This window comes from uncultured Bacteroides sp. (assembly GCF_902491285.1).
Classification (GTDB): domain Bacteria; phylum Bacteroidota; class Bacteroidia; order Bacteroidales; family Bacteroidaceae; genus Bacteroides.
The window spans coordinates 36,547-59,458 of the sequence record NZ_CABUHK010000011.1; the positions used below are offsets into that span (position 1 = coordinate 36,547).

The window sequence follows — 22,912 nt, forward strand, 5'->3', positions numbered from 1 at the left end:
GAGAGAGAATAGACGACTTTATAATAACAACTAAAATTTAAATACAATGAAGATTAAAACGCTTGTGGCTATGTTGGTCCTTTCAGCAGGGGCAACCACTGCAATAGCACAGGATGCGTCTAACTGTAATTCGAACAGTAGTATTTCGCATGAAGCTGTGCGTGCAGGTAATTTTAAAGATGCGTATACTCCTTGGAAAGCTGTGTTGGAAAACTGTCCTACACTCCGTTTCTATACCTTTACCGACGGATATAAAATTCTGAAAGGCTTGATGGCACAAATCAAGGACAAGAATAATCCGGAATACCAGAAATATTTCAATGAATTGATGAATACGCACGATTTGCGTATTAAATACACGCCTGATTTCTTGGCTAAAGGTACAAAAGTATCTTCTGCTGACGAAGCATTGGGTATCAAAGCTGTAGACTATATCGCTTTGGCTCCGAAAATTGATGTTAATCAGGCTTATCAATGGTTGAGCCAGTCGGTTAATGCAGTGAAGGCCGAATCGGCTGCTGCTACTTTGTTCTATTTCTTGCAAATGTCATTGGATAAACTGAAAGCGGATCCTAGCCATAAGGAGCAATTTATCCAGGATTATCTGGCTGCCTCCGAATATGCTGATACTGGTATTGCTGCTGAAACTAATGAGGCAAAGAAGAAAAACTTGCAAGGTATCAAAGATAACCTGGTTGCTTTGTTCGTAAACAGTGGTACTGCTGACTGCGAATCATTGCAAGGCATTTATGGTCCGAAAGTGGAAGCTAATCAGACAGACTTGGAATACTTGAAGAAAGTAATCGATATCATGAAGATGATGAAGTGTACTGAAAGCGAAGCTTACCAGCAGGCAGCTTATTATTCATACAAGATAGAACCGACTGCAGAAGCTGCTACGGGATGTGCTTACCAGGCATTCAAGAAAGGTGATATCGATGGTGCTGTGAAGTTCTTTGATGAAGCTATCAATTTGGAGACTGAAAATGCGACGAAAGCTGAAAAAGCATATGCTGCTGCTGCCGTATTGGCTTCTGCCAAGAAACTTTCTCAAGCTAGAGCTTATTGTCAGAAAGCTATCAGTTTCAACGAAAATTACGGTGCTCCTTATATCCTGATTGCTAATCTTTATGCAATGAGTCCTAACTGGAGTGATGAAAACGCTTTGAATAAATGTACCTATTTTGCAGTAATCGACAAATTGCAACGTGCAAAACAAGTAGACCCAAGTGTAGCTGAAGAAGCAAACAAGTTAATTGGCAGATATTCTGCTCATACTCCGCAGGCTAAGGATCTCTTTATGTTAGGTTACAAGCAAGGCGACCGCATTACTATCGGCGGTTGGATCGGAGAGACTACAACGATTAGATAAATATATGTTGCGAAAACGAAGTAAACGTTTGTTGCATAAAAGCATGAGCATAACAATTGTCCTTGGGACAATTGTTATGCTTCTTTTATTTCCTTCATGCGGCGGTAAGACGAAAGCAGTGGGTGAGGCTATCACCGAACGCGATTCTCTTCCGATGATGAGTACGTTGGGAGTCACTACTCTTATATCCGATTCGGGCGTGACACGTTACAGGGTGAATACGGAGGAGTGGCAGGTTTATGACCGTAAGAAACCTTCTTATTGGGCCTTTGAAAAAGGAGTATACCTCGAACAGTTCGACTCGATCTTTCATGTAGAAGCCAGTATCAAAGCGGATACTGCCTATTACTATGACAAAGAAAGGCTTTGGAAGTTGATGGGGAATGTAGATATACAAAACCGGAAAGGGGAACGTTTTAATACGGAACTGCTATACTGGAACGAAGCCACTCAAAAAGTATATTCCGACAAGTTCATACGTATCCAGCAACCGGACAGGATTATCACCGGGCAAGGGTTCGACTCCAACCAACAAATGACTGTTTATACCATTCGTAATATAGAAGGTATTTTCTATGTGGACGATGAAGCGGGTGGCCCTCCCCAACCGGAAACAAAAGCACTGCCGGATTCTGTGAATAAAGATGCTGCGAAATAGGCGAAGTAATATCAATTGTACCTCGTGAATCGTCTAATCGTAAATCAAAACTTATGAATATTTATATCTCTCTAATAATCACCATGGTCTTCTCCGCTTTCTTCTCAGGAATGGAGATAGCTTTTGTTTCGGTAGACAAACTGCGTTTTGAAATGGAACGAAAGGGCGGAGTAACGTCCCGTATCCTTTCTATCTTCTTCAAGAATCCGAATGAATTTATCTCTACCATGTTGGTGGGGAACAATATCGCATTGGTTATCTACGGTATCCTGATGGCGCAGATTATCGGTGACAACCTGTTGTCGGGATTCATTGACAATCATTTCCTGATGGTGTCGGCGCAGACTATTATCTCTACTCTGATTATATTGGTGACCGGAGAGTTTCTGCCGAAAACAATCTTCAAGATTAATCCCAATCTGGTGTTGAATGTTTTTGCTGTTCCGCTTATTATTTGTTATGTCGTTTTGTATCCTGTTTCTAAATTCGCTTCCGGCGTATCCTGTTTGTTCCTTCGTGTTTTTGGAATGAAAGTAAATAAGGATGCTTCCGATATAGCATTCGGAAAAGTCGATTTGGATTACTTTGTGCAGAGCAGCATTGACAATGCCGAGAATGAAGAGGAACTGGATACGGAAGTGAAAATCTTTCAGAATGCGCTTGATTTCTCGAATATAAAAATCCGTGATTGCATCGTCCCGCGTACGGAGGTAGTGGCTGTCGACCTGACCACTTCGCTGGACGAATTGAAGAACCGCTTTATAGAGTCCGGTATATCCAAGATTATTGTATATGACGGGAATATCGACAATGTAGTCGGTTATATCCATTCGTCGGAAATGTTCCGTGCTCCAAAAGACTGGCACGACAATGTAAAGCAGGTACCGATTGTACCTGAAACGATGTCCGCCCACAAATTGATGAAGCTGTTCATGCAACAGAAGAAAACGATTGCCGTAGTGGTAGATGAATTCGGCGGGACGTCCGGCATTGTATCGCTGGAAGACTTGGTGGAAGAAATTTTTGGCGATATAGAAGACGAACATGACAATACTTCCTATATCTGTAAGCAGATTGATGAACACGAATATGTATTGTCTGCCCGTCTGGAAATAGAGAAAGTCAATGAAACGTTCGGACTTGATTTGCCTGAGTCGGATGAATATCTGACGGTGGGTGGGTTGATCCTGAACCAATATCAGAGTTTCCCGAAGTTGCATGAAGTCATACAAGTAGGATGTTATCAGTTCAAGATAATCAAGGTTACGGCGACGAAAATAGAACTTGTGCGCCTGAAAGTCTTGGAATAATAGCGATAATCAAGAAATTTTTGGCTAATAAATAGATGCATATTAGCATTTTTTGTATCTTCGTGCGCTAAAACGACAAAAGAAAGAAATAATAATAAACATAAATCGTATTAATCAAAATGGCAACGTTACAAAACATTAGGTCGAAAGGACCTCTATTGGTGATTGTTATCGGCTTGGCGCTGTTTGCTTTTATTGCGGGTGACGCATGGAAGGTAATGCAGCCGCATCAGGCGCATGACGTAGGTGAGGTGAACGGAGACGCTCTTTCCGCTCAGGAGTATCAGAATTTGGTAGAAGAGTATACCGAAGTGGTGAAACTCATGCGTGGAGTGACCGCCTTGAACGATGACCAAACCAATCAGGTGCGCGATGAAGTATGGCGTTCCTACGTAAACAATAAACTGATTGAAAAAGAAGCTAAAGCATTGGGACTGACTGTTTCTACTGCTGAAATTCAGGATATCCTGAAGGCGGGTGTTCATCCTTTGCTGAGACAGACTCCTTTCCAGAATCCGCAAACAGGAAACTTCGACAAGGATATGTTGAACAAGTTCCTCGTGGAATATGCCAAGATGAGCGAGTCACAGATGCCGGCACAGTATGCTGAACAATACAACAATATGTATAAATACTGGTCGTTCATCCAGAAAACGTTGATTCAGAGCCGTCTGGCTGAAAAATACCAGGCATTGGTATCTAAAGCTCTTCTTTCTAACCCGGTGGAAGCACAGGATGCTTTCGACGCAAGAGTAAACCAATACAATGTATTGCTGGCCGGCGTTCCTTATTCTTCAGTAGTAGACTCTACTATCGTGGTGAAAGAATCGGAATTGAAAGAACTGTATAACAAGAAGAAAGAGCAATTCAAGCAATATCAGGAAACTCGTGACATCAAATACATTGATGTACAGGTGACTGCCAGTGCGGCAGACAGAGCTGCTATCCAGAAGGAAGTAGACGAAGCAACTGCACAGTTGGCTACTACGACAGATGATTATACATCTTTCATTCGTTCGACTGGTTCCGAAGCTCCTTATGTAGACTTGTTCTATAACAAGACAGTGTTCCCGTCAGATGTAGTGGCACGTTTGGATTCCGCTTCCGTAGGTACTGTTTACGGCCCTTACTACAATGGCACTGACAATACTATCAACTCTTTCAAAATAGTTGCCAAGGCTGCTGCTGCCGACTCTGTCGAATTCCGTCAGATTCAGGTATATGCAGAAGATGCAGTGAAGACTAAAACATTGGCTGATAGTATCTATAACGCTATCAAAGGTGGTGCTAACTTTGTAGATCTGGCTAAGAAATACGGTCAGACGGGTGACGCTAACTGGTTGGTTGCCGCACAGTATGAAGGTGCACAGATTGATGGTGACAACTTGAAATTCATCTCTACTATCAACAATACAGGTGTGAATGAACTGGTAAACTTGCCGATGGGGCAAGCGAACGTAATTCTCCAGGTGACTAACAAGAAATCTGTAAAAGATAAATATAAAGTAGCTGTTATCAAGCGTGAAGTAGAGTTCAGCAAAGAAACATACAACCGTGCTTACAACGATTTCAGCCAGTTTATCGCTGCTAATCCTACCGTTGAAAAGATGGTAGCTAACGCAGAAGAAGCCGGATACAGACTGCTTGACAGAGCGGACTTGAACAGCTCTGAACATGGCATCGGCGGTGTGAGAGGTACAAAAGAGGCTTTGAGATGGACATTTGAAAAAGCGAAACCGGGTGAAGTTTCAGGTCTGTACGAATGTGGCGAAAGCGACCACATGATTGTAGTCGGTCTGGTAAGCATCAAACCGGAAGGATACCGTCCGTTGAAAGCCGTACAAGAACAGTTGAGAGCTGAAATCATTAAAGATAAGAAGGCGGAAAAAATCATGGCTGACATGAAAGCGGCTAACGCTACTTCATTCGACCAGTATAAGTCTATGGCTGATGCTGTGAGCGACTCTTTGAAGATGGTGACATTCGCGGCTCCTGCTTATGTATCTGCATTGCGCAGTAGCGAACCGCTGGTAGGTGCTTACGCTTCCGTATCTGAAGTGAACAAGTTGAGCGCGCCTATCAAGGGTAACGCCGGAGTTTTTGTCCTGCAGGTATATGGTAAAGACAAGTTGAACGAAACATTCGATGCTAAAACAGAAGAAGCTACATTGGCTAATATGCACGCTCGTTTCGCCAGCCGTCTGATGAACGACTTGTATCTGAAAGCAAATGTGAAAGATACACGCTTCCTGTTCTTCTAAGATTAAATCGTAAAACGATAACTGCAAAAGGTCGTTCCTCTTTCGGGAACGACCTTTTTTGTTAACTTTTACATTATCACTATACGGAAATCGACTTTATTTCCTTACATTTGCAAATATAAACCATGAACGGAAAGAATAATGTCTAAATATCCTCTTTTAGGAATGAATCTTGTTGAGCTTCAATCGCTGGTGAAAAGACTGGGGATGCCCGGCTTTGCCGCCAAACAGATTGCATCCTGGCTCTACGAAAAGAAGGTGGCCTCGATTGACGAAATGACTAATTTGTCATTGAAACACCGGGAGTTACTCAAGCAGAACTACGAGGTGGGGGCAGCCGCTCCGGTAGATGAAATGCGTTCTGTGGACGGCACGGTGAAGTACTTGTACAGAGTCGGTGAGAATCATTTTGTCGAATCGGTTTATATTCCCGATGACGACCGGGCGACGCTGTGTGTCTCTTCCCAGGTGGGCTGCAAGATGAACTGTAAATTCTGTATGACCGGAAAGCAGGGATTTACCGCCAACCTGACTGCCAGCCAGATTATCAACCAAATCCATTCATTGCCGGAACGCGACAAACTGACCAACGTAGTAATGATGGGAATGGGCGAGCCGCTCGATAATCTCGATGAAGTATTGAAAGCATTGAATATAATGACTGCTTCCTATGGATATGCATGGAGCCCGAAGCGCATCACGCTTTCCACAGTCGGTCTGCGGAAAGGATTGCAGCGTTTTATCGAAGAGAATGACTGCCATCTGGCCATCAGCCTGCACTCTCCGGTGACTGCGCAGCGTTCTGAACTGATGCCGGCGGAAAAGGCGTTCTCTATTACTGAAATGGTGGAACTGTTAAAAAACTATGATTTTAGCAAACAACGCCGACTTTCGTTTGAATATATTGTTTTTAAGGGGCTTAATGATTCGCAAGTCTATGCCAAAGAGTTGTTGAAACTTCTTCGCGGACTGGATTGCAGGGTGAACCTGATTCGTTTCCATGCCATACCGGGGGTAGACCTTGAGGGTACGGATATGGATACGATGATCCGCTTCCGTGACTATCTGACATCACACGGGCTTTTCACTACTATCCGCTCTTCAAGAGGAGAAGATATTTTTGCAGCCTGCGGCATGCTGTCGACAGCGAAACAAGAGGGAAATAATCAGAATTAATATATAAAACCGAACATCATGAAAAAGTACTTTTTTTATTTGAGCATCGCTTTGGTAGCCTTTGTCGTTGCTTCTTGTGGTCTGAAAGGAAACCACACTTCTAGTGGACGTGCATACGAGCTTTTGGTAGTAGTAGATCACGGTGTTTGGGATCGTGCAGCCGGAAGGGCTTTGCATGATGCACTCGATTCTGATATGCCCGGTTTGCCGCAATCGGAACCTTCTTTCCGTATCATGTACACTTCACCGAAAGATTATGATTCTACGTTGAAGTTGATACGTAACATTATTATTGTAGACATACAGGATATATATACGAAGGCTTCTTTCAAATACGCGAAAGATGTGTATGCTAATCCGCAGATGATTCTGACTATCCAGGCTCCGAACGAAGAGGAGTTCGAGAAGTTTGTGGAAGAAAACAAAAAGACGATTGTAGACTTCTTTACCCGTGCGGAAATGAACCGTCAGATTACTTTGCTCGAAGAGAAGCACAGCAATTTTATCTCACAGAAGGTGGATAGCCTTTTCGGATGCAACATCTGGCTGCCTGCCGAGTTGACCAACTCCAAGACGGGCGAAGACTTCTTCTGGGCTTCTACCAATACGGGCACTGCCGACCGTAACTTTGTAATGTACTCTTATCCTTATACTGATAAGGATACGTTTACTAAAGAATATTTCGTTCACAAGCGTGACTCCGTGATGCAAGCCAATATTCCCGGATTCAAAGAAGGCGTTTATATGTCGACCGACAGCTTGCTGACTGATGTCCGTCCCATCAACGTACAGAACAGCTACACACTCGAAGCGCGCGGACTGTGGCGTATGAAAGGCGACTTCATGGGTGGTCCGTATGTATCGCATACTCGCCTGGACGAGAAAAACCAGCGGATTATTACAGCAGAAATATTTGTTTATTCACCGGATAAAATGAAACGCAACCTGGTTCGCCAGATGGAAGCATCCCTTTATACACTGAAACTTCCGAATGAAGTTCAGCAGAATCAGATTCCATTGGGTGGAGTAACCAAAGGGGCGGAACAAACTAATAAATAAAAACATGGAAGATAGCAAAATAAGAATTGGCATTACCCAGGGAGATATAAACGGGGTAGGCTATGAAGTGATTTTAAAGACATTTTCAGACCCTACCATGTTGGAACTTTGCACTCCGATTATTTACGGTTCACCGAAAGTGGCTGCTTATCATCGGAAAGCATTGGATATACAGACTAATTTCAGTATCATCAATACGGCTTCCGAAGCGGGATACAACCGTTTGAGTGTATTGAACTGTACGGATGATGAAGTGAAAGTGGAATTTTCCAAACCCGACCCCGAAGCGGGGAAAGCTGCCTTGGGAGCTTTGGAACGTGCCATTGAAGATTATCGCGAAGGGCTGATTGATGTAATCGTGACTGCTCCTATCAACAAACATACGATTCATTCGGAAGAATTTTCATTCCCCGGACATACGGAGTATATCGAAGAGCGTCTGGGCAATGGCGAGAAGTCATTGATGATTCTGATGAAGAATGATTTCCGCGTGGCGTTGGTGACAACGCATATCCCTGTCAGGGAGATTGCGACCGCGATTACCAAAGAACTGATTCAGGAGAAACTGATGATATTCCATCATTGCCTGAAACAGGATTTCGGTATCGGTGCACCGCGCATTGCAGTGCTGTCACTCAATCCTCATGCTGGAGACGGTGGTTTGCTGGGCATGGAAGAACAGGAAATAATTATTCCTGCCATGAAGGAAATGGAAGAAAAAGGAATCCTTTGTTATGGCCCTTATGCGGCCGACGGCTTTATGGGTTCGGGTAATTATATTCATTTCGACGGTATCCTGGCTATGTATCACGACCAGGGGCTGGCTCCGTTCAAGGCGTTGGCTATGGACGATGGCGTGAACTATACGGCAGGTCTGCCGGTAGTGCGCACTTCTCCGGCTCATGGCACCGCTTATGACATTGCAGGCCAGGGGCTGGCAAGTGAAGATTCTTTCCGCCAGGCAATCTACGTTGCCATCGACGTGTTCCGCAATCGCCAACGGGAGAAAGCGGCTCGTACCAATCCATTAAGGAAACAGTATTACGAGAAACGGGATGATAGTGACAAACTAAAACTGGATACAGTAGACGAAGATTAACGATTAACGGGGTAGTGGTTAGTGATTAACTGTTACTAATTGGGCGGTTAATCACTAATCGCTAACCACTAAACCCTAAACGAAGTGACAAGAGCGGAGATACAACAAGTGAAACAGCGTTTCGGTATTATTGGTAATACCGAAGCATTGTCACGTGCCATCGATGTTGCCATTCAGGTAGCTCCTACCGATTTGTCCGTGCTGATTACGGGAGAAAGCGGTGTCGGAAAGGAGAGTTTTCCACAGATTATTCATCAATACAGCCGGAGAAAGCACGGACAGTATATTGCTGTCAACTGCGGAGCTATCCCGGAGGGTACGATTGATTCCGAACTGTTCGGTCATGAGAAAGGCGCTTTTACCGGTGCTATCGGTGAGCGGAAAGGATATTTCGGTGAAGCGGACGGCGGTACTATTTTCCTTGACGAAGTAGGGGAGTTACCGATGCCTACCCAGGCGCGTTTGCTTCGTGTACTGGAGAGCGGTGAGTTTCTGAAAGTAGGTTCGTCCAAAGTGCAGAAGACGGACGTGCGTATTGTGGCGGCTACCAATGTCAACCTTGTACAGGCCATTTCAGAGGGACGTTTCCGTGAAGACTTATATTATCGGTTGAATACCGTGCCCATTCAGATACCGCCTTTGCGTGAGCGGGGAGAAGACGTATTTCTGTTGTTCCGTAAATTTGCGGCGGACTTTGCGGAGAAGTACCGGATGCCGGCTATTCAGTTGACAGAGGATGCGAAAAAGGAACTGCTGGCTTATTCATGGCCGGGCAACGTGCGCCAGTTGAAGAATATCACGGAGCAGATTTCGATTATCGAAACGAACAGGGAGATTAACGCTGCTATCTTGCAGACCTATCTTCCTACTCAAAATATGCAACGCCTCCCTGCATTGATGGGAACGCGTGAAAGTAAAGGCTTTGAAAGCGAACGGGAAATTCTTTATTCCGTTCTGTTTGATATGCGTCAGGAAGTGGCCGAACTTAAGAAGATGGTGCACAACCTGATGGCTGAACGTGCCGGACAGGTGGGCCAGGTAGGAGCGGTAGTTGCTACTCCGGTGGTGACGGCCTCTCATCAACCGTCCGTGCCTGCCATTATCCATGCCGTACAGCAACCTCAACCCGCTGTTTGCAGGGAGGATGATGACATACAGGATACGGAAGAGTATGTCGAAGAAGCTCCTTTGTCACTGGATGAAGTAGAAAAAGAGATGATTCGCAAAGCGCTTGAAAGGCATCACGGAAAACGAAAGAGTGCCGCCAAGGATTTGAATATTTCTGAGCGTACACTTTATAGAAAAATAAAAGAATATGATTTGGATTAAGAAGATAACACGCCCTTTGCTACTGGTCGTTCTGCCGGTAGTGGTCATTGCGTGCACTGTTTCCTATAAGTTTAACGGTTCATCTATCAACTACGATAAGGTGAAGACGATTTCTATTGCCGACTTCCCGATCAAGTCGGAGTACGTATATGCTCCGCTGGCAACGAAGTTTAATGAGGACTTGAAAGATATATTTATCCGTCAGACCCGTCTGCAACTGTTGAAACCGAACCAGAATGCAGACTTGCAGATTGAGGGCGAAATCACGGGATACAATCAGTACAACCAGGCAGTATCCGCCGATGGTTATTCTTCGGAAACGAAGCTGACCATTACGGTCAATGTCCGTTTTGTCAACAACACCAACCACGCCGAGGACTTCGAACAACAATTCTCCGCTTTCCGTGTCTACGACTCCAGCCAATTGCTGACTGCCGTACAGGACGGGTTAATTGCCGAAATGTCTAAAGAGATAACCGATCAAATATTCAATGCAACCGTAGCAAACTGGTAATATAAATGACTTCTGCTAACTTTCAACAATGGATTCAGCATCCTGAAACGCTGAACAGGGATACTTTGTACGAACTGCGCAATCTTCTTGCAAGATATCCGTATTTTCAGTCGCTCCGCTTGTTGTATCTCAAGAATCTGTATATTCTCCATGATATTAATTTCGGCGGGGAACTGCGGAAAGCCATTCTTTATATCGCCGACAGACGGAAACTGTTTCAATTGATTGAAGGAAGCCGTTTTGATCTCCAATCCCGGAAAAAGGGGGTGCCCCTGGCGGAAGTACTGAAGGATGAACCTTCCGTAGACCGTACACTGGCATTGATTGATGCTTTCTTGTCTACGGCTCCCGAAGAAGTGACCGCCCAAACCGGATTTGATTATTCGGTGGATTATACTTCTTATTTGCTCGAAGAGGTTCCCGCGGCGGATGAATCGGTAGAAGAAGCACCTAAATTGAAGGGATTCGAACTGATTGACGACTTTATAGAAAAGAGCGAAAGCGACTCTCCCCGTACAATGAAACTTTTGCGGGAAGAAGCGGAGGAATCTGTTACCCCTTCGGACGAAGCAAGTGCGGAAGAAGAGGAAGATGATAGCTGTTTTACAGAAACCTTGGCTAAAATCTATGTTAAACAGCAACGATATTCAAAAGCTCTTGAAATAATTAAAAAATTAAGCTTGAAATATCCAAAAAAAAATGCTTACTTTGCAGACCAAATCAGATTTTTGGAGAAATTGATTATTAACGCTAATTCAAAATAACTAAAAATGTACTTATTATTCGTTATCTTAATGGTGATTGCAGCCCTGTTGATGTGCTTCATCGTGCTGATTCAGAACTCTAAAGGAGGCGGACTTGCTTCCGGTTTTTCTTCATCTAACGCTATTATGGGCGTACGCAAGACTACAGATTTTCTGGAAAAAGCAACATGGGGGCTGGCCATCTTCATGGTTGTAATGAGCATTGCTACCGCTTATGTTATTCCTCGTTCTGCTGTTGCTACAGATGCAGTGTTGGAACAAGCACAGAAAGAACAACAAACTAACCCGTATAACTTACCCGCAGGTACGGCTGCGCCTCAGTCTGAAGCTCCTGCTACTAACGCACCTGCTACGGAAACTCCGGCACCGGCTGCTGAAACTCCTGCTCCTGCTGCTGAGTAATTCGCTTCGGGTTATAGAGATATTTGGGTAAAACCATTCATGAGAGAGCGGAAAACGTTCTCTCATGATTTTTTATATAGGCACGGATTACACGGAATTACACGGTTTTTGATTAATCAATCTCTTAAAATCGTGAAATCCGTGTCATCCGTGCCTGAATATTATAATAAAACTATCTTATTTTGATGAAAACAATGGAGATTTAATTAACTTTGTTGCCCGTTATGATATTATTAATTACCTTAAAATATAACAATGACAGAACAATTGAAAAAGAAATTGAATGACTCCGCAGTACTACGCTGGAGTGTTCTAGCATTGGTCGCATTTACTATGCTATGCGGCTATTTCCTCACTGACGTAATGTCTCCGCTCAAACCCATGCTCGAAAAAGAATTATTATGGGATAGTCTTGATTACGGTTTCTTCACGAGTGCTTACGGCTGGTTTAATGTATTCCTGCTGATGTTGATTTTCGGCGGTATCATTCTGGATAAGATGGGTGTCCGCTTTACCGGAATGGGAGCGTGTATGTTGATGGTTTTGGGTTGCGGATTAAAATATTATGCAATTTCTACGACCTTTCCGGAAGGTGCCATGCTTTTCGGATTCAAGACGCAAGTTACTTTGGCTGCATTGGGATATGCCATCTTCGGCGTTGGCGTGGAGATTGCGGGTATCACTGTTTCCAAGATTATCGTGAAGTGGTTCAAAGGCAAGGAGATGGCATTGGCTATGGGACTTGAAATGGCTACGGCGCGTATCGGAACAACCTTGGCAATGGTGATGACAGTGCCCTTGGCTGACTTTTTCGGATATACGGATGAGAGCGGTGCATTCCATACCAATATTCCTGCTCCGATTCTGTTTTGCCTGATAATGTTGTGTGTCGGTACGATTGCTTTCTTCATTTATACTTTCTACGATAAGAAACTGGACGCATCTCTGGACGCAGAGGGCTTGGAGCCGGAAGAGCCGTTCCGTATGAAAGATATCGTATATATTGTCACAAACAAAGGATTCTGGTTGATTGCACTGTTATGTGTGTTGTTTTATTCGGCGGTATTCCCGTTTATCAAGTATGCAGCCGATTTGATGGTGCAGAAATATAACGTAGATCCGAAGCTGGCGGGAACAATCCCCGGATTGCTGCCGATTGGTGCTATTGTGTTGACCCCGTTGTTCGGTTCGTTGTATGACCGTATCGGTAAGGGAGCTACCTTGATGGTGATAGGTTCTGTCATGTTGATTTTTGTACATACCATGTTTGCTTTGCCTATCTTGAATGTGTGGTGGTTCGCTACTATCATTATGATTATCTTAGGTTTTGCTTTCTCACTGGTGCCTTCGGCTATGTGGCCTTCTGTTCCGAAGATTATTCCGGAAAAACAGTTGGGTACGGCTTATGCCCTGATCTTTTGGGTGCAGAACTGGGGATTGATGGGTGTACCTTTGTTGATCGGATGGGTGTTGAACTCTTATTGTAAAGGTCCGGTGGTAGATGGTGCACAGACTTATGACTATACGTTGCCGATGAGTATTTTTGCTCTCTTTGGGGTATTGGCCCTGATCGTTGCTCTGATGTTGAAAGCGGAGAACAGGAAGAAAGGTTACGGACTGGAAGAAGCAAATATTCAGAAGTAATAAGACTATGGCTGCTAAAGAGAAAATAAACCTGTTAGAGGTCATTCCCTGTCGCAGTGAACATATTACAGCAGAACGGGAAGGAGAGACTATTGTGCTCTCCTTTCCCCGTTTTAAGTATTCGTGGATGCAACGCTTGCTCGTGCCGAAGGGAATGTCGAAAGAGCATCATGTGCATTTGGAAGAACACGGTACGACTGTATGGGAGCTGATAGACGGAAAACGCACGGTTCGCGAGATTATAGAAGAACTTGCAGGGCATTTTCAGAATGAAGCGGGTTATGAGTCGCGCGTATCTGCTTATCTGTATCAGATGCGGAAAGATGGATTTATAAAGTTGATGGTGCCGACGTAGCGTCGGAGCAAGGTTTTCCAATCGGTATGTTGGCATTTTAGGTACAGATGACATGGATTACGCTGTTGCTTTATACGGTCATATTTCAGAAAACCGTGGATTTCATGTTATCTGTACCTGAATTTTAATTATCGTTTATTTGATGAATGCAGCCCAAAATATTATGGCAATTGCAACCAATACGCCCATAATGATGAGCGTTCCCCATACAAAATAGTTACTGTCTTTTTCCTTTTTCTTTTCAGAATCTTGGATGATACGCCCCATTTCTTCCGACGTTGTATCAGGCAACGAGGAATGTCCGCCGACTTGGTTCATATGCTTTAACTTCTCGCTGGTACGTTCGCGTCGCAGGCGGGAAGCCTCCCGCCCTTCGCTTAACCGACGTATCATATCGAGCATATGTCCTTCACCACCCATATTCTTTTCTTTTTTAAAGGTTTCTTATTTGCCTTCTTCTCTGTCTACTTTGATTAATCCGCCTGTGTTCGGGTCAAAGTATACTTTGATAGTAGAATTTTTGTTGAACAATACCGGAGCCAGATATTCTATTATACCGAATTGGGTAACAGGAAGTTCGTCCTCATATAGTTTCCTCTTGCCGTCGGTCAGTGTAACCAATGCCTGTCCGGGTACGTTGTAAGCAATCCCATCCAGGTCCTTCTTCTTTTTCCCGTCCTCTTGTGGTATCTTGACCGTTTTCAAGTCCTTCAGGCTGATATAGAACGGAGTTCCTGCCAAATCATTGTTGGCAACTACGCCCAGTTTCTTGGAGAAGCGGAAAGCAACTTCGTTATTGAACTCTTTGTCAGGTGTAAGGCGTACGGTAAATGTCCTTTCCTCCTTATCCTGTATGCCGGAGAACATTTTGGTCATGGCATCTTCCTGCATATTCAGGTTGTCGAGCATGATTTTAAGTTGTGCACCGTCTGAAGGTGTGTTGTCTGCTTGTCCGCGTAACAAAGCATTTTTGCTTTCGCGAATATTGTAGATTTCTTTAGCTACCAGTTCCGCCATTTTGGCGGTAGAACTTGCCATCAGAATTTCCTCGGTCAGAAAGTCGCGGGGATTCGCTTTCTTTTGGAGAGCGGGAGTGGTCGGAGTACTTTGCTTTGTGGAACTGTTTGGACTGTAAGGTACATTGATGGATTTCACTATACCATTCTCGGTCAGTTCCATAAGGGGAGCTACTGTTTTATCTTTCAGTTTTACGAAGTAAGTGGCTTCGCTGTTCGGCACTCCTACCGATTTAACTTTTACGCTGGTCAGTTCCCAATACGTTTCAGGCTCGGCGGATACATTGTTCAACCGCAGATAGCGGTCGGCATATTTGCTAAATTCCCCAGGAGTATAAGTTACCTTATTGGCTTTTATTTCAAGTTCTATTTGGGTTTTGGGAAGACTGTATACCACTCCATAGTCCTTGCCACGGGTGACGCCGGTCAGTACTTCGGTTTGTGCGTAAGCGGAAGTTGCCATAAGTAGGCCCGCTGCTATAATCAACTTTTTCATATTCGGTTCTCTTTTAACTGGTTTTGAAAACAAAGTTAATGAAGTTATTGAAAAAACTGTAAGTTCTTAACTTTTATTCGCTTACAAGTCGCCAGGCGGTGGGCAGGCAGGTGACGATGTCACTTGCTATCAGTCCAATCATGCCTTGTTTCTTTTGGGCGATATCTCCTGCCAGTCCGTGGATATAAGTGCCTATTTTAGCAGCTTCCTCGGTAGGATATCCTTGTGCCAGCAATGCCAGGATAACCCCGGTCAGTACATCACCACTACCGCCGGTTGCCATTCCCGGATTCCCTGTCGGGTTGAAGTAACATTTGCCTTCGGGAGTGATAATGGCGGAATAAGCACCTTTCAGGATGATGTGGACATGGGCGGTGTGGGCCAGTTCGCAGGCTTTCATCAGGCGTTCATAAGAATCCTGACATTTTCCGGTAAGGCGTTCCAGTTCCTTCGGGTGAGGGGTGAGGATAGAGCCTTTTGGCAGGTGTGTAAGTGTATGGCGGTGGTTGGCGAGGATATTCAGTGCGTCGGCATCCAGTACGACGGGAGTTTGGCAATGTTCCAGTTGCTCGATGAGGGCAGCTTCCGTTTCCTCGTTCCGTCCCAAGCCCGGACCGATGCCGACGGCTTGATAGTCATCGGTGTCGGTAGGTACGGCGAAGTAGTTTTCGCTGGCGTCAGTCTCTACCATTGCTTCGGGTACGGAAGTTTGCAGAATGTCGTTGTTGCATATCGGAGCATGCACGGTGAGTAATCCTACACCGGAACGCAGACAAGCACGGGCAGCCAATACCGATGCACCCGCCATTCCTTTCGAACCGGCTATCAGCAGTGCATGGCCGAAATTTCCTTTATGGGCAAATTGCTTGCGGGGTTTGATAAGCGAACGGATTTCTTCAATCTCCAGCATTTCGTAGTTTGTCTCCGTCTCTTCGATTCCTTCTTCGCTCAACTGGATATCCAGTAATTCCCATTCGCCTACGAACTCGGTGTTTTCCGCAAAGAGGAAAGCTAGTTTCGGCAGTTGCAGGCTGAAAGTAACGTCTGCACGGATAATATTGCTTTTGACGTTGAACGTATTCTCTTCTCCCATCAGTCCCGAAGGAATGTCGATGGCTACTACCATGGCGGGAGAGGAATTGATATATTTCACTACGGCTGCGAATCCGCCGCTTAGCGGTTTGTTCAGTCCTGAACCGAATAGTCCGTCAATCACTAGATGGTCGGGTGTCAGGACCGGTGGGACGAACTGCGTACTGATTTCGTGGAATGTTACTTCTTCCATCATTTCTACCAGTTCTTTGTTTGTCTGGCAGTCAGGCGAAAGATTGCCCTTCGTATTAAAGAGATATACTTCTGTCTTATATCCTTTTTCAGCCATCATGCGGGCTACGGCAAGGGCGTCTCCACCGTTATTCCCCGGTCCTGCAAAAACAGTGACGGGTGTTTCCGTATTCCATCTGTCCGTAATGGCTTTGGTTAATGCTGTTGCTGCACGTTCCATCAGGTCTATTGACGCAATCGGTTCGTGTTCAATGGTATAAGCATCCAATTTCTTGATGCTGCTACTTGGAAATATTTTCATTGCAATGTTCTTTTAGTTTTCGAACCACAAATGTACATGATTCTTCTGACTTTTCCCGTTTGTTATGGGAAGAAAACGTGTTAATCATGGTTGGATAGCGTGTAGGATATGGTTTGATTGTCTATGGGTAGGCTGATTACATTAAGAGTTAGTTCAAAACCGTACGGAAATGAGCTAAACGGTACGGAAATGAACTAATCTTAGTTTTTCTAAAATTAGATTGGCAGTATGCAATGATTTAATCCCCGTTATATATAAATTTATTCGTCTGACAGTTGTTGAACTTTCGTCTGACAACTGTTATTCTTCCGTCTGACAACTGTCAGACGAAAAAGCAACAATTGTCAGACGAATAAAATCATGCATCATCAATCATAAATTCATTCAGTATTAACGACAAATTAGCACAAGTTCGAAATTAGTTCATAACCGTACAGAAATGAAACAATCTTTTGCTACGATTGCTTTTGGTTATTTGCATTTTTCGAAAAAAATGTTATCTTTGTAGGTAGGTAATGCGAATAACATTATTTTCCTATGCTCACAATGATTAAATCATATAATAACTGATTGTTTAATCTTCTAAAAGTTTGCATTATGGAAAAGACTAGAATTGGCTTGAATGCAGGAAAAGTATGGCGCATCTTAAATGAAAAAGGTGAACTTTCAATCTTCGATTTGTGCCGTGAGTTAGGTTTGACTTTCGAAGACGTAGCTCTTGCTATTGGTTGGCTGGCTAGGGAAAGCAAAATCTTTCTGAGAAAAAGGGAAGGAATGCTTTTTGCCAGTATCGAAAATGTCGAATTTACTTTTGGCTAAAGTGATGATTAATTTAAAATTAAGGTGGAACTCCACTTGATTATTTATGCCGTTGAAAGCTTAATGAGGTGGATAAGTGGGAGTAGCTGTGCCTGAAATCCTGTTTCTTTACTTTTTTCTCTGATTTTTTCCACCTATCCAATAAATACTCACAAGCGATTCCTACAAGAGTTTATCGACTTTGACTTGTTTATTGTTATTTTTCCTACCTTTGCACCTCATAAACTACTAAAACACATAAATTCATGAGTGCATTGAAAGGACATCCTAAAGGTCTTTATCTGATTTTCGCGACCAGCACGGCAGAACGTTTCAGTTATTACGGAATGCGTGCCATCTTTATTCTTTTCCTGACGCAGGCATTATTGTTTGACAAAGAAGCCGCAGCATCCATCTACGGTAGCTATACCGGATTAGTTTATCTGACACCCTTGATTGGCGGGTACATTGCCGATAAATACTGGGGTATCCGTCGTTCCGTATTTTGGGGAGCGATGATGATGGCAGTGGGGCAGTTCCTTATGTTTATGAGTGCATCTACTTTAGAAAATAAGGAGCTTGCCCACTGGATGATGTATGGCGGGCTCGGGTTTATGATTTTAGGTAACGGCTGTTTCAAGCCAACAGTCTCTTCTATGGTAGGACAACTGTATGAACCGGGAGATAAGCGTCTCGATGCAGCATACACTATCTTCTATATGGGAGTCAATGTAGGTTCCTTTGCCGCTCCGTTGATTTGTGGTTATTTGGGTGATACCGGAAATCCGAATGACTTTAAATGGGGATTTCTTGCATCCGGAATCATGACACTGTTCACCGTTATTCTTTTTGAAACTCAAAAGAATAAATACCTTTTCTCTCCTTCCGGCGAACCGATTGGTATCCTTCCGGATGCTAAGAGGGAGAAAAAAGAAGATAAAGCCGAACACATCTCCCATCCGAAGATGGACAAAGGAACAAAAATACGTAACATAGTAATTATCATTGCCCTTACTGCTGCCCTGTTGGCCTTTTTCAGTTATGCTTTTGACGGCGACTGGGTGAGTGTCGGTATTTTTACGGCTTGTATCGTTTTCCCCGTTCTTATTCTGCTTGACGGTTCATTAACTAAAATAGAGCGTAGCCGTATCTTCGTTATCTATATTATAGCATTCTTTGTCATATTCTTTTGGGCGGCATACGAACAGGCAGGTGCTTCTCTGACGCTTTTTGCTTCCGAGCAGACCGACCGTAGTATTTTCGGCTGGGAGATGCCTGCTTCCTGGTTCCAGTCTTTCAATCCTCTTTTTGTGGTAGTTCTCGCCTATGTTATGCCGGGGGTATGGAGCTTCCTTAGCAAACGGAATATGGAGCCTGCTTCTCCGACGAAGCAAGCTATCGGTCTGTTACTTCTTTCCTTGGGGTATCTTTTCATTTGCTTTGGAGTGAAAGATGCCATCCCCGGAGTGAAAGTCAGCATGATTTGGCTGACGGGACTTTACTTTATCCATACAATGGGTGAAATAGCTTTGTCACCTATCGGACTCTCTATGGTAAACAAGCTGACTCCCCTGCGTTTTGCTTCTCTGATGATGGGTATATGGTATCTTTCCAATGCCACTGCCAACAAGTTTGCAGGCATGTTGAGCGGGCTTTATCCCGAAGATGGAAAGGTGAAAACAATCCTCGGTTATCAGATTGCCACGATGTACGACTTCTTCATGTTGTTCGTCGTCATGTCGGGTGTTGCTTCGCTGATTCTGTTCCTTCTTTCGAAGAAATTACAGAAGATGATGCACGGGGTAGAATAAAAAATTGTATTTTTGCGACAACTTTTTTAAAATAACCGGTTATGGATACCATTCAGATAAAAGACAAATTATTTACCGTTTCTATTAAGGAACAAGATATTCAGAAAGAAGTGATTCGCGTAGCGAACGAAATTAACCGCGACTTGGCAGGTAAGAATCCGCTTTTCCTTAGTGTGTTGAACGGTTCGTTCATGTTTACCGCTGATTTGTTGAAGCATATCACAATCCCTTGCGAGATCTCATTCGTGAAACTGGCTTCTTATCAGGGGGTGACTTCCACCGGGGTGATTAAAGAGGTCATCGGTCTGAATGAAGACATCGCCGGACGTACGGTTGTCATTGTAGAAGACATTGTGGATACGGGACTGACCATGCAACGCTTGCTGGATACATTAGGTACGCGTAATCCCGAAGCAATTCATATCGCTTCCCTGTTGGTGAAACCGGAGAAGTTGAAGGTAGACCTCAACATTGAATATGTAGCGATGGAAATTCCGAATGACTTCATCGTAGGCTATGGGCTCGACTATGACGGCTTCGGACGTAATTATCCCGACATTTATACAGTAGTAGATTAATAGTAAATAGGTACCAGTTAAATGGTAAATAGTAAATCGTTAAATTGTAAATAACAAGATGTTGAACATTGTAATTTTCGGTGCTCCGGGTTCAGGAAAAGGAACACAGAGCGAACGTATTGTAGAAAAGTATGGAATCAACCACATCTCGACAGGAGATGTATTGCGTGCGGAAATCAAGAACGGCACAGAGCTGGGTAAAACCGCTAAAGGTTACATCGACCAGGGGCAATTGATTCCTGACGAATTGATGATTGATATTCTGGCAAGCGTATTCGATAGCTTTAAAGATAGCAAAGGTGTAATTTTCGACGGTTTCCCGAGAACAATTGCACAGGCGGAAGCATTAAAGAAAATGTTGGCTGAAAGAGGACAGGATGTTTCTGTTATGGTAGACCTTGATGTCCCCGAAGATGAGCTGATGGTACGTCTTATCAAACGTGGCAAAGACTCCGGTCGTGCGGACGACAACGAAGAGACTATCAAAAAACGTCTGCATGTATATCATTCACAGACTGCCCCGCTGATTGACTGGTACAAGAACGAACAGAAATACCAGCACATTAACGGTTTGGGTACTATGGAAGGTATCTTTGCAGAAATCTGCGAAGCAGTAGATAAATTATAATAATTATTCAAATAAGTCAGTAGCCGGAGTGTCTTGCTTTGGCTACTGACTGTTTTAACATACAGAAAAGAATATGGCTGAATCGAATTTTGTTGATTACGTAAAGATATACTGTCGCTCGGGCAAGGGCGGAAGAGGCTCTACGCACATGAGGCGCGAGAAATATTGTCCTAACGGAGGTCCCGATGGGGGCGATGGCGGAAGAGGAGGTCATATCATCCTGCGCGGCAACCGCAACTACTGGACACTGCTTCACTTGAAGTATGACCGTCATGCAATGGCAGGTCATGGCGAATCGGGAAGCAAGGGACGTAGCTTCGGAAAAGACGGCGCGGATAAAATAATAGAAGTACCCTGCGGAACGGTGGTTTACAATGCCGAAACCGGAGAGTATCTTTGTGACGTGACGGAAGACGGACAGGAAGTGATTTTGCTCAAAGGCGGCCGCGGCGGTCAGGGCAACAGTCATTTCAAGACGGCAACCCGCCAGGCTCCACGTTTTGCGCAGCCGGGAGAACCGATGCAGGAAATGACCGTTATCATGGAGTTGAAACTGCTTGCCGATGTCGGCTTGGTAGGTTTCCCCAATGCGGGAAAGTCTACACTGCTTTCTTCCATTTCGGCGGCAAAACCTAAAATAGCCGATTATCCGTTTACTACGCTCGAACCGAATCTGGGTATCGTTTCCTATCACGATGGAAAATCTTTCGTGATGGCGGATATTCCGGGAATTATCGAGGGAGCCAGCCAGGGTAAAGGCTTGGGACTGCGTTTTCTGCGTCATATCGAACGTAACTCATTGCTGCTGTTTATGGTTCCGGCAGACAGCGACGATATTCGTAAAGAATACGATATCCTGCTGAACGAACTGCGTACCTTCAATCCTGAAATGCTGGACAAACAACGTGTATTGGCTATCACCAAGAGTGATATGCTCGACCAGGAATTGATGGACGAGATTGAACCGACATTGCCGGAAGGCATACCACACGTATTCATTTCTTCTGTTTCCGGTTTGGGAATTTCCGTATTGAAGGATATTCTTTGGGAAGAACTGAACAAGGAAAGCAATAAAATAGAAGCAATCGTTCATCGTCCGAAGGACGTGACTCGTCTGCAACAGGAACTCAAAGACATGGGTGAAGATGAAGACATCGACTATGAATATGACGAAGATGTTGATAGCGACGACGATGATTTCGATTATGAATACGAAGAAGAAGATTGGGAAGATAAATGATTTCACTTACAAAATATAACGAGCTGCTGGGGTACGAGTCGTTGAAGGCATACCCCGGAGTAGTTCATTTTGTAACTACGCGTCGTGGTGGTGTCAGTAAAGGAACTTATGGTTCGTTTAATTGCTCTCCTTATACCAAGGACTCGTGTGTGAACGTCAACCGTAATCAGTATGAGTTGTTTCAACTAATGGAGCATCAGATTAAGGAATTACTTATTCCGGAACAGGTGCATGGTTGTGAGAGCTTGGTTATTGGTGAATCTTTTTTTGAAGATTCTTTGGAAAGAAGACGGCAACTTCTGCAGGGAGTGGATGCATTGATTACCAATGTGCCGGGATATTGTGTTTGTGTCACGACTGCGGATTGCGTGCCTGTGTTGTTGTATGACAGAAAACAACGGGCAGTAGCTGCCGTCCATGCCGGATGGAAAGGAACGGTGAAACATATCGTCGCCAATGTGATGGAGCACATGAACCGGTATTTCGGAACTCAAGGTGAAGATGTGGTAGCCTGTATCGGTCCGAGCATTTCGCTTGAATCCTTTGAAGTGGGTAATGAGGTTTATGAAGCTTTTGAAGAAAGCGGCTTCGATATGTCCGCCATCTCTATCAAAAAGAAGGAAACGGGCAAATATCATATAGACTTGTGGGAAGCCAACCGGATTGAACTGCTTGATGCGGGAGTGCCTGCGGAACAGATTGAAGTAGCCGGTATCTGCACCTATATTCATCATGATGAATTCTTTTCGGCACGTCGGCTGGGTATTGATTCCGGCCGTATATTGTCGGGGATAATGATTAGAAAGTAAGATTCGGC

The 22,912-nt window shown here is 44.2% G+C and carries 22 protein-coding genes; 19 read left to right on the plus strand and 3 right to left on the minus strand.

Features of this window, described 5'->3' with window-relative positions; translation table 11 throughout:
- Window positions 1-46: 46 nt before the first annotated feature.
- The 13 genes from RDN93_RS04590 to RDN93_RS04650 all read left to right on the plus strand — a co-directional run bounded on the left by RDN93_RS04590 (window position 47) and on the right by RDN93_RS04650 (window position 13,943).
- Entirely contained in the window at window positions 47-1,372 is a 1,326-nt protein-coding gene (locus RDN93_RS04590) for a hypothetical protein (RefSeq protein ID WP_308744394.1), read from the plus strand.
- Window positions 1,373-1,415: 43 nt separating this feature from the next.
- Entirely contained in the window at window positions 1,416-2,030 is a 615-nt protein-coding gene (gene lptC, locus RDN93_RS04595) for an LPS export ABC transporter periplasmic protein LptC (RefSeq protein ID WP_308744395.1), read from the plus strand.
- A 53-nt stretch (window positions 2,031-2,083) separates the two neighbouring features.
- Complete coding sequence (locus RDN93_RS04600; RefSeq protein WP_308744396.1) at window positions 2,084-3,340, plus strand: hemolysin family protein; 1,257 nt, start codon at window positions 2,084-2,086, stop codon at window positions 3,338-3,340.
- Between the two features lie 119 nt (window positions 3,341-3,459).
- Window positions 3,460-5,601 carry a SurA N-terminal domain-containing protein gene (locus tag RDN93_RS04605; RefSeq protein WP_308744397.1) on the plus strand — a complete coding sequence of 714 codons (2,142 nt, stop codon included), beginning with the start codon at window positions 3,460-3,462 and terminating at the stop codon, window positions 5,599-5,601.
- Between the two features lie 141 nt (window positions 5,602-5,742).
- Window positions 5,743-6,777: a 23S rRNA (adenine(2503)-C(2))-methyltransferase RlmN gene (gene rlmN, locus RDN93_RS04610; protein WP_308744398.1), complete on the plus strand. Its 1,035-nt coding sequence runs from the start codon at window positions 5,743-5,745 to the stop codon at window positions 6,775-6,777.
- Window positions 6,778-6,795: 18 nt separating this feature from the next.
- Window positions 6,796-7,836 carry a DUF4837 family protein gene (locus RDN93_RS04615; RefSeq protein WP_308744400.1) on the plus strand — a complete coding sequence of 347 codons (1,041 nt, stop codon included), beginning with the start codon at window positions 6,796-6,798 and terminating at the stop codon, window positions 7,834-7,836.
- 4 nt (window positions 7,837-7,840) lie between these two features.
- Window positions 7,841-8,935, plus strand: a complete 1,095-nt coding sequence (gene pdxA / locus RDN93_RS04620; RefSeq protein ID WP_308744401.1) for a 4-hydroxythreonine-4-phosphate dehydrogenase PdxA — start codon at window positions 7,841-7,843, stop codon at window positions 8,933-8,935.
- An 84-nt stretch (window positions 8,936-9,019) separates the two neighbouring features.
- Complete coding sequence (locus tag RDN93_RS04625; protein ID WP_308744402.1) at window positions 9,020-10,264, plus strand: sigma-54 dependent transcriptional regulator; 1,245 nt, start codon at window positions 9,020-9,022, stop codon at window positions 10,262-10,264.
- The gene (locus tag RDN93_RS04630; RefSeq protein ID WP_308744404.1) at window positions 10,251-10,778 is read left to right on the plus strand and encodes an LptE family protein; all 528 of its coding nucleotides are present in this window, start codon (window positions 10,251-10,253) and stop codon (window positions 10,776-10,778) included. Before RDN93_RS04625 ends, RDN93_RS04630 begins: the two co-directional genes overlap by 14 nt.
- Window positions 10,779-10,783: 5 nt before the next feature.
- Window positions 10,784-11,542, plus strand: coding sequence for a tetratricopeptide repeat protein (locus RDN93_RS04635; protein ID WP_308744405.1), 759 nt, complete (start codon window positions 10,784-10,786; stop codon window positions 11,540-11,542).
- A gap of 6 nt (window positions 11,543-11,548) precedes the next feature.
- Entirely contained in the window at window positions 11,549-11,944 is a 396-nt protein-coding gene (gene secG, locus RDN93_RS04640; protein WP_308744406.1) for a preprotein translocase subunit SecG, read from the plus strand.
- A 255-nt stretch (window positions 11,945-12,199) separates the two neighbouring features.
- Complete coding sequence (locus RDN93_RS04645; protein ID WP_308744407.1) at window positions 12,200-13,588, plus strand: MFS transporter; 1,389 nt, start codon at window positions 12,200-12,202, stop codon at window positions 13,586-13,588.
- A gap of 7 nt (window positions 13,589-13,595) precedes the next feature.
- A complete protein-coding gene (locus RDN93_RS04650) occupies window positions 13,596-13,943 on the plus strand; it encodes a PqqD family protein (RefSeq protein WP_308744408.1) in 348 nt (115 codons plus the stop codon).
- Between the two features lie 135 nt (window positions 13,944-14,078).
- Here the strand turns inward: RDN93_RS04650 and RDN93_RS04655 are convergent, their stop codons facing one another.
- From RDN93_RS04655 to RDN93_RS04665, 3 genes are all read right to left on the minus strand, one after another.
- Window positions 14,079-14,363, minus strand: coding sequence for a hypothetical protein (locus RDN93_RS04655; RefSeq protein WP_308744409.1), 285 nt, complete (start codon window positions 14,361-14,363; stop codon window positions 14,079-14,081).
- A 24-nt stretch (window positions 14,364-14,387) separates the two neighbouring features.
- The gene (locus tag RDN93_RS04660; protein WP_308744410.1) at window positions 14,388-15,455 is read right to left on the minus strand and encodes a DUF4831 family protein; all 1,068 of its coding nucleotides are present in this window, start codon (window positions 15,453-15,455) and stop codon (window positions 14,388-14,390) included.
- A gap of 73 nt (window positions 15,456-15,528) precedes the next feature.
- A complete protein-coding gene (locus RDN93_RS04665) occupies window positions 15,529-17,040 on the minus strand; it encodes an NAD(P)H-hydrate dehydratase (protein WP_308744411.1) in 1,512 nt (503 codons plus the stop codon).
- A gap of 594 nt (window positions 17,041-17,634) precedes the next feature.
- Between RDN93_RS04665 and RDN93_RS04670 the strand changes: the two genes are divergently transcribed.
- From RDN93_RS04670 to pgeF, 6 genes are all read left to right on the plus strand, one after another.
- The gene (locus tag RDN93_RS04670; RefSeq protein ID WP_308744432.1) at window positions 17,635-17,859 is read left to right on the plus strand and encodes a winged helix-turn-helix domain-containing protein; all 225 of its coding nucleotides are present in this window, start codon (window positions 17,635-17,637) and stop codon (window positions 17,857-17,859) included.
- A gap of 245 nt (window positions 17,860-18,104) precedes the next feature.
- Window positions 18,105-19,649, plus strand: coding sequence for a peptide MFS transporter (locus tag RDN93_RS04675; protein WP_308744412.1), 1,545 nt, complete (start codon window positions 18,105-18,107; stop codon window positions 19,647-19,649).
- 41 nt (window positions 19,650-19,690) lie between these two features.
- Window positions 19,691-20,227 carry a hypoxanthine phosphoribosyltransferase gene (gene hpt / locus RDN93_RS04680; protein WP_308744413.1) on the plus strand — a complete coding sequence of 179 codons (537 nt, stop codon included), beginning with the start codon at window positions 19,691-19,693 and terminating at the stop codon, window positions 20,225-20,227.
- A 58-nt stretch (window positions 20,228-20,285) separates the two neighbouring features.
- On the plus strand, window positions 20,286-20,855 hold the full coding sequence (locus tag RDN93_RS04685; protein ID WP_308744414.1) for an adenylate kinase: 570 nt from the start codon (window positions 20,286-20,288) through the stop codon (window positions 20,853-20,855).
- A gap of 73 nt (window positions 20,856-20,928) precedes the next feature.
- On the plus strand, window positions 20,929-22,095 hold the full coding sequence (gene obgE, locus RDN93_RS04690; protein ID WP_308744415.1) for a GTPase ObgE: 1,167 nt from the start codon (window positions 20,929-20,931) through the stop codon (window positions 22,093-22,095).
- Complete coding sequence (gene pgeF, locus RDN93_RS04695) at window positions 22,092-22,904, plus strand: peptidoglycan editing factor PgeF (protein WP_308744416.1); 813 nt, start codon at window positions 22,092-22,094, stop codon at window positions 22,902-22,904. The genes obgE and pgeF overlap by 4 nt, the downstream gene beginning before the upstream one ends.
- Window positions 22,905-22,912 lie beyond the last annotated feature (8 nt).

What these genes read in the sequence shown, in the direction of transcription:
- RDN93_RS04590 (WP_308744394.1), top strand. Translation starts at nt 47, where the DNA reads ATGAAGATTAAAACGCTTGTGGCTATGTTGGTCCTTTCAGCAGGGGCA.
- lptC (WP_308744395.1), top strand. Translation starts at nt 1,416, where the DNA reads ATGAGCATAACAATTGTCCTTGGGACAATTGTTATGCTTCTTTTATTT.
- RDN93_RS04600 (WP_308744396.1), top strand. Translation starts at nt 2,084, where the DNA reads ATGAATATTTATATCTCTCTAATAATCACCATGGTCTTCTCCGCTTTC.
- RDN93_RS04605 (WP_308744397.1), top strand. Translation starts at nt 3,460, where the DNA reads ATGGCAACGTTACAAAACATTAGGTCGAAAGGACCTCTATTGGTGATT.
- rlmN (WP_308744398.1), top strand. Translation starts at nt 5,743, where the DNA reads ATGTCTAAATATCCTCTTTTAGGAATGAATCTTGTTGAGCTTCAATCG.
- RDN93_RS04615 (WP_308744400.1), top strand. Translation starts at nt 6,796, where the DNA reads ATGAAAAAGTACTTTTTTTATTTGAGCATCGCTTTGGTAGCCTTTGTC.
- pdxA (WP_308744401.1), top strand. Translation starts at nt 7,841, where the DNA reads ATGGAAGATAGCAAAATAAGAATTGGCATTACCCAGGGAGATATAAAC.
- RDN93_RS04630 (WP_308744404.1), top strand. Translation starts at nt 10,251, where the DNA reads ATGATTTGGATTAAGAAGATAACACGCCCTTTGCTACTGGTCGTTCTG.
- RDN93_RS04635 (WP_308744405.1), top strand. Translation starts at nt 10,784, where the DNA reads ATGACTTCTGCTAACTTTCAACAATGGATTCAGCATCCTGAAACGCTG.
- secG (WP_308744406.1), top strand. Translation starts at nt 11,549, where the DNA reads ATGTACTTATTATTCGTTATCTTAATGGTGATTGCAGCCCTGTTGATG.
- RDN93_RS04645 (WP_308744407.1), top strand. Translation starts at nt 12,200, where the DNA reads ATGACAGAACAATTGAAAAAGAAATTGAATGACTCCGCAGTACTACGC.
- RDN93_RS04650 (WP_308744408.1), top strand. Translation starts at nt 13,596, where the DNA reads ATGGCTGCTAAAGAGAAAATAAACCTGTTAGAGGTCATTCCCTGTCGC.
- RDN93_RS04655 (WP_308744409.1), bottom strand. Translation starts at nt 14,363, where the DNA reads ATGGGTGGTGAAGGACATATGCTCGATATGATACGTCGGTTAAGCGAA.
- RDN93_RS04660 (WP_308744410.1), bottom strand. Translation starts at nt 15,455, where the DNA reads ATGAAAAAGTTGATTATAGCAGCGGGCCTACTTATGGCAACTTCCGCT.
- RDN93_RS04665 (WP_308744411.1), bottom strand. Translation starts at nt 17,040, where the DNA reads ATGAAAATATTTCCAAGTAGCAGCATCAAGAAATTGGATGCTTATACC.
- RDN93_RS04675 (WP_308744412.1), top strand. Translation starts at nt 18,105, where the DNA reads ATGAGTGCATTGAAAGGACATCCTAAAGGTCTTTATCTGATTTTCGCG.
- hpt (WP_308744413.1), top strand. Translation starts at nt 19,691, where the DNA reads ATGGATACCATTCAGATAAAAGACAAATTATTTACCGTTTCTATTAAG.
- RDN93_RS04685 (WP_308744414.1), top strand. Translation starts at nt 20,286, where the DNA reads ATGTTGAACATTGTAATTTTCGGTGCTCCGGGTTCAGGAAAAGGAACA.
- obgE (WP_308744415.1), top strand. Translation starts at nt 20,929, where the DNA reads ATGGCTGAATCGAATTTTGTTGATTACGTAAAGATATACTGTCGCTCG.
- pgeF (WP_308744416.1), top strand. Translation starts at nt 22,092, where the DNA reads ATGATTTCACTTACAAAATATAACGAGCTGCTGGGGTACGAGTCGTTG.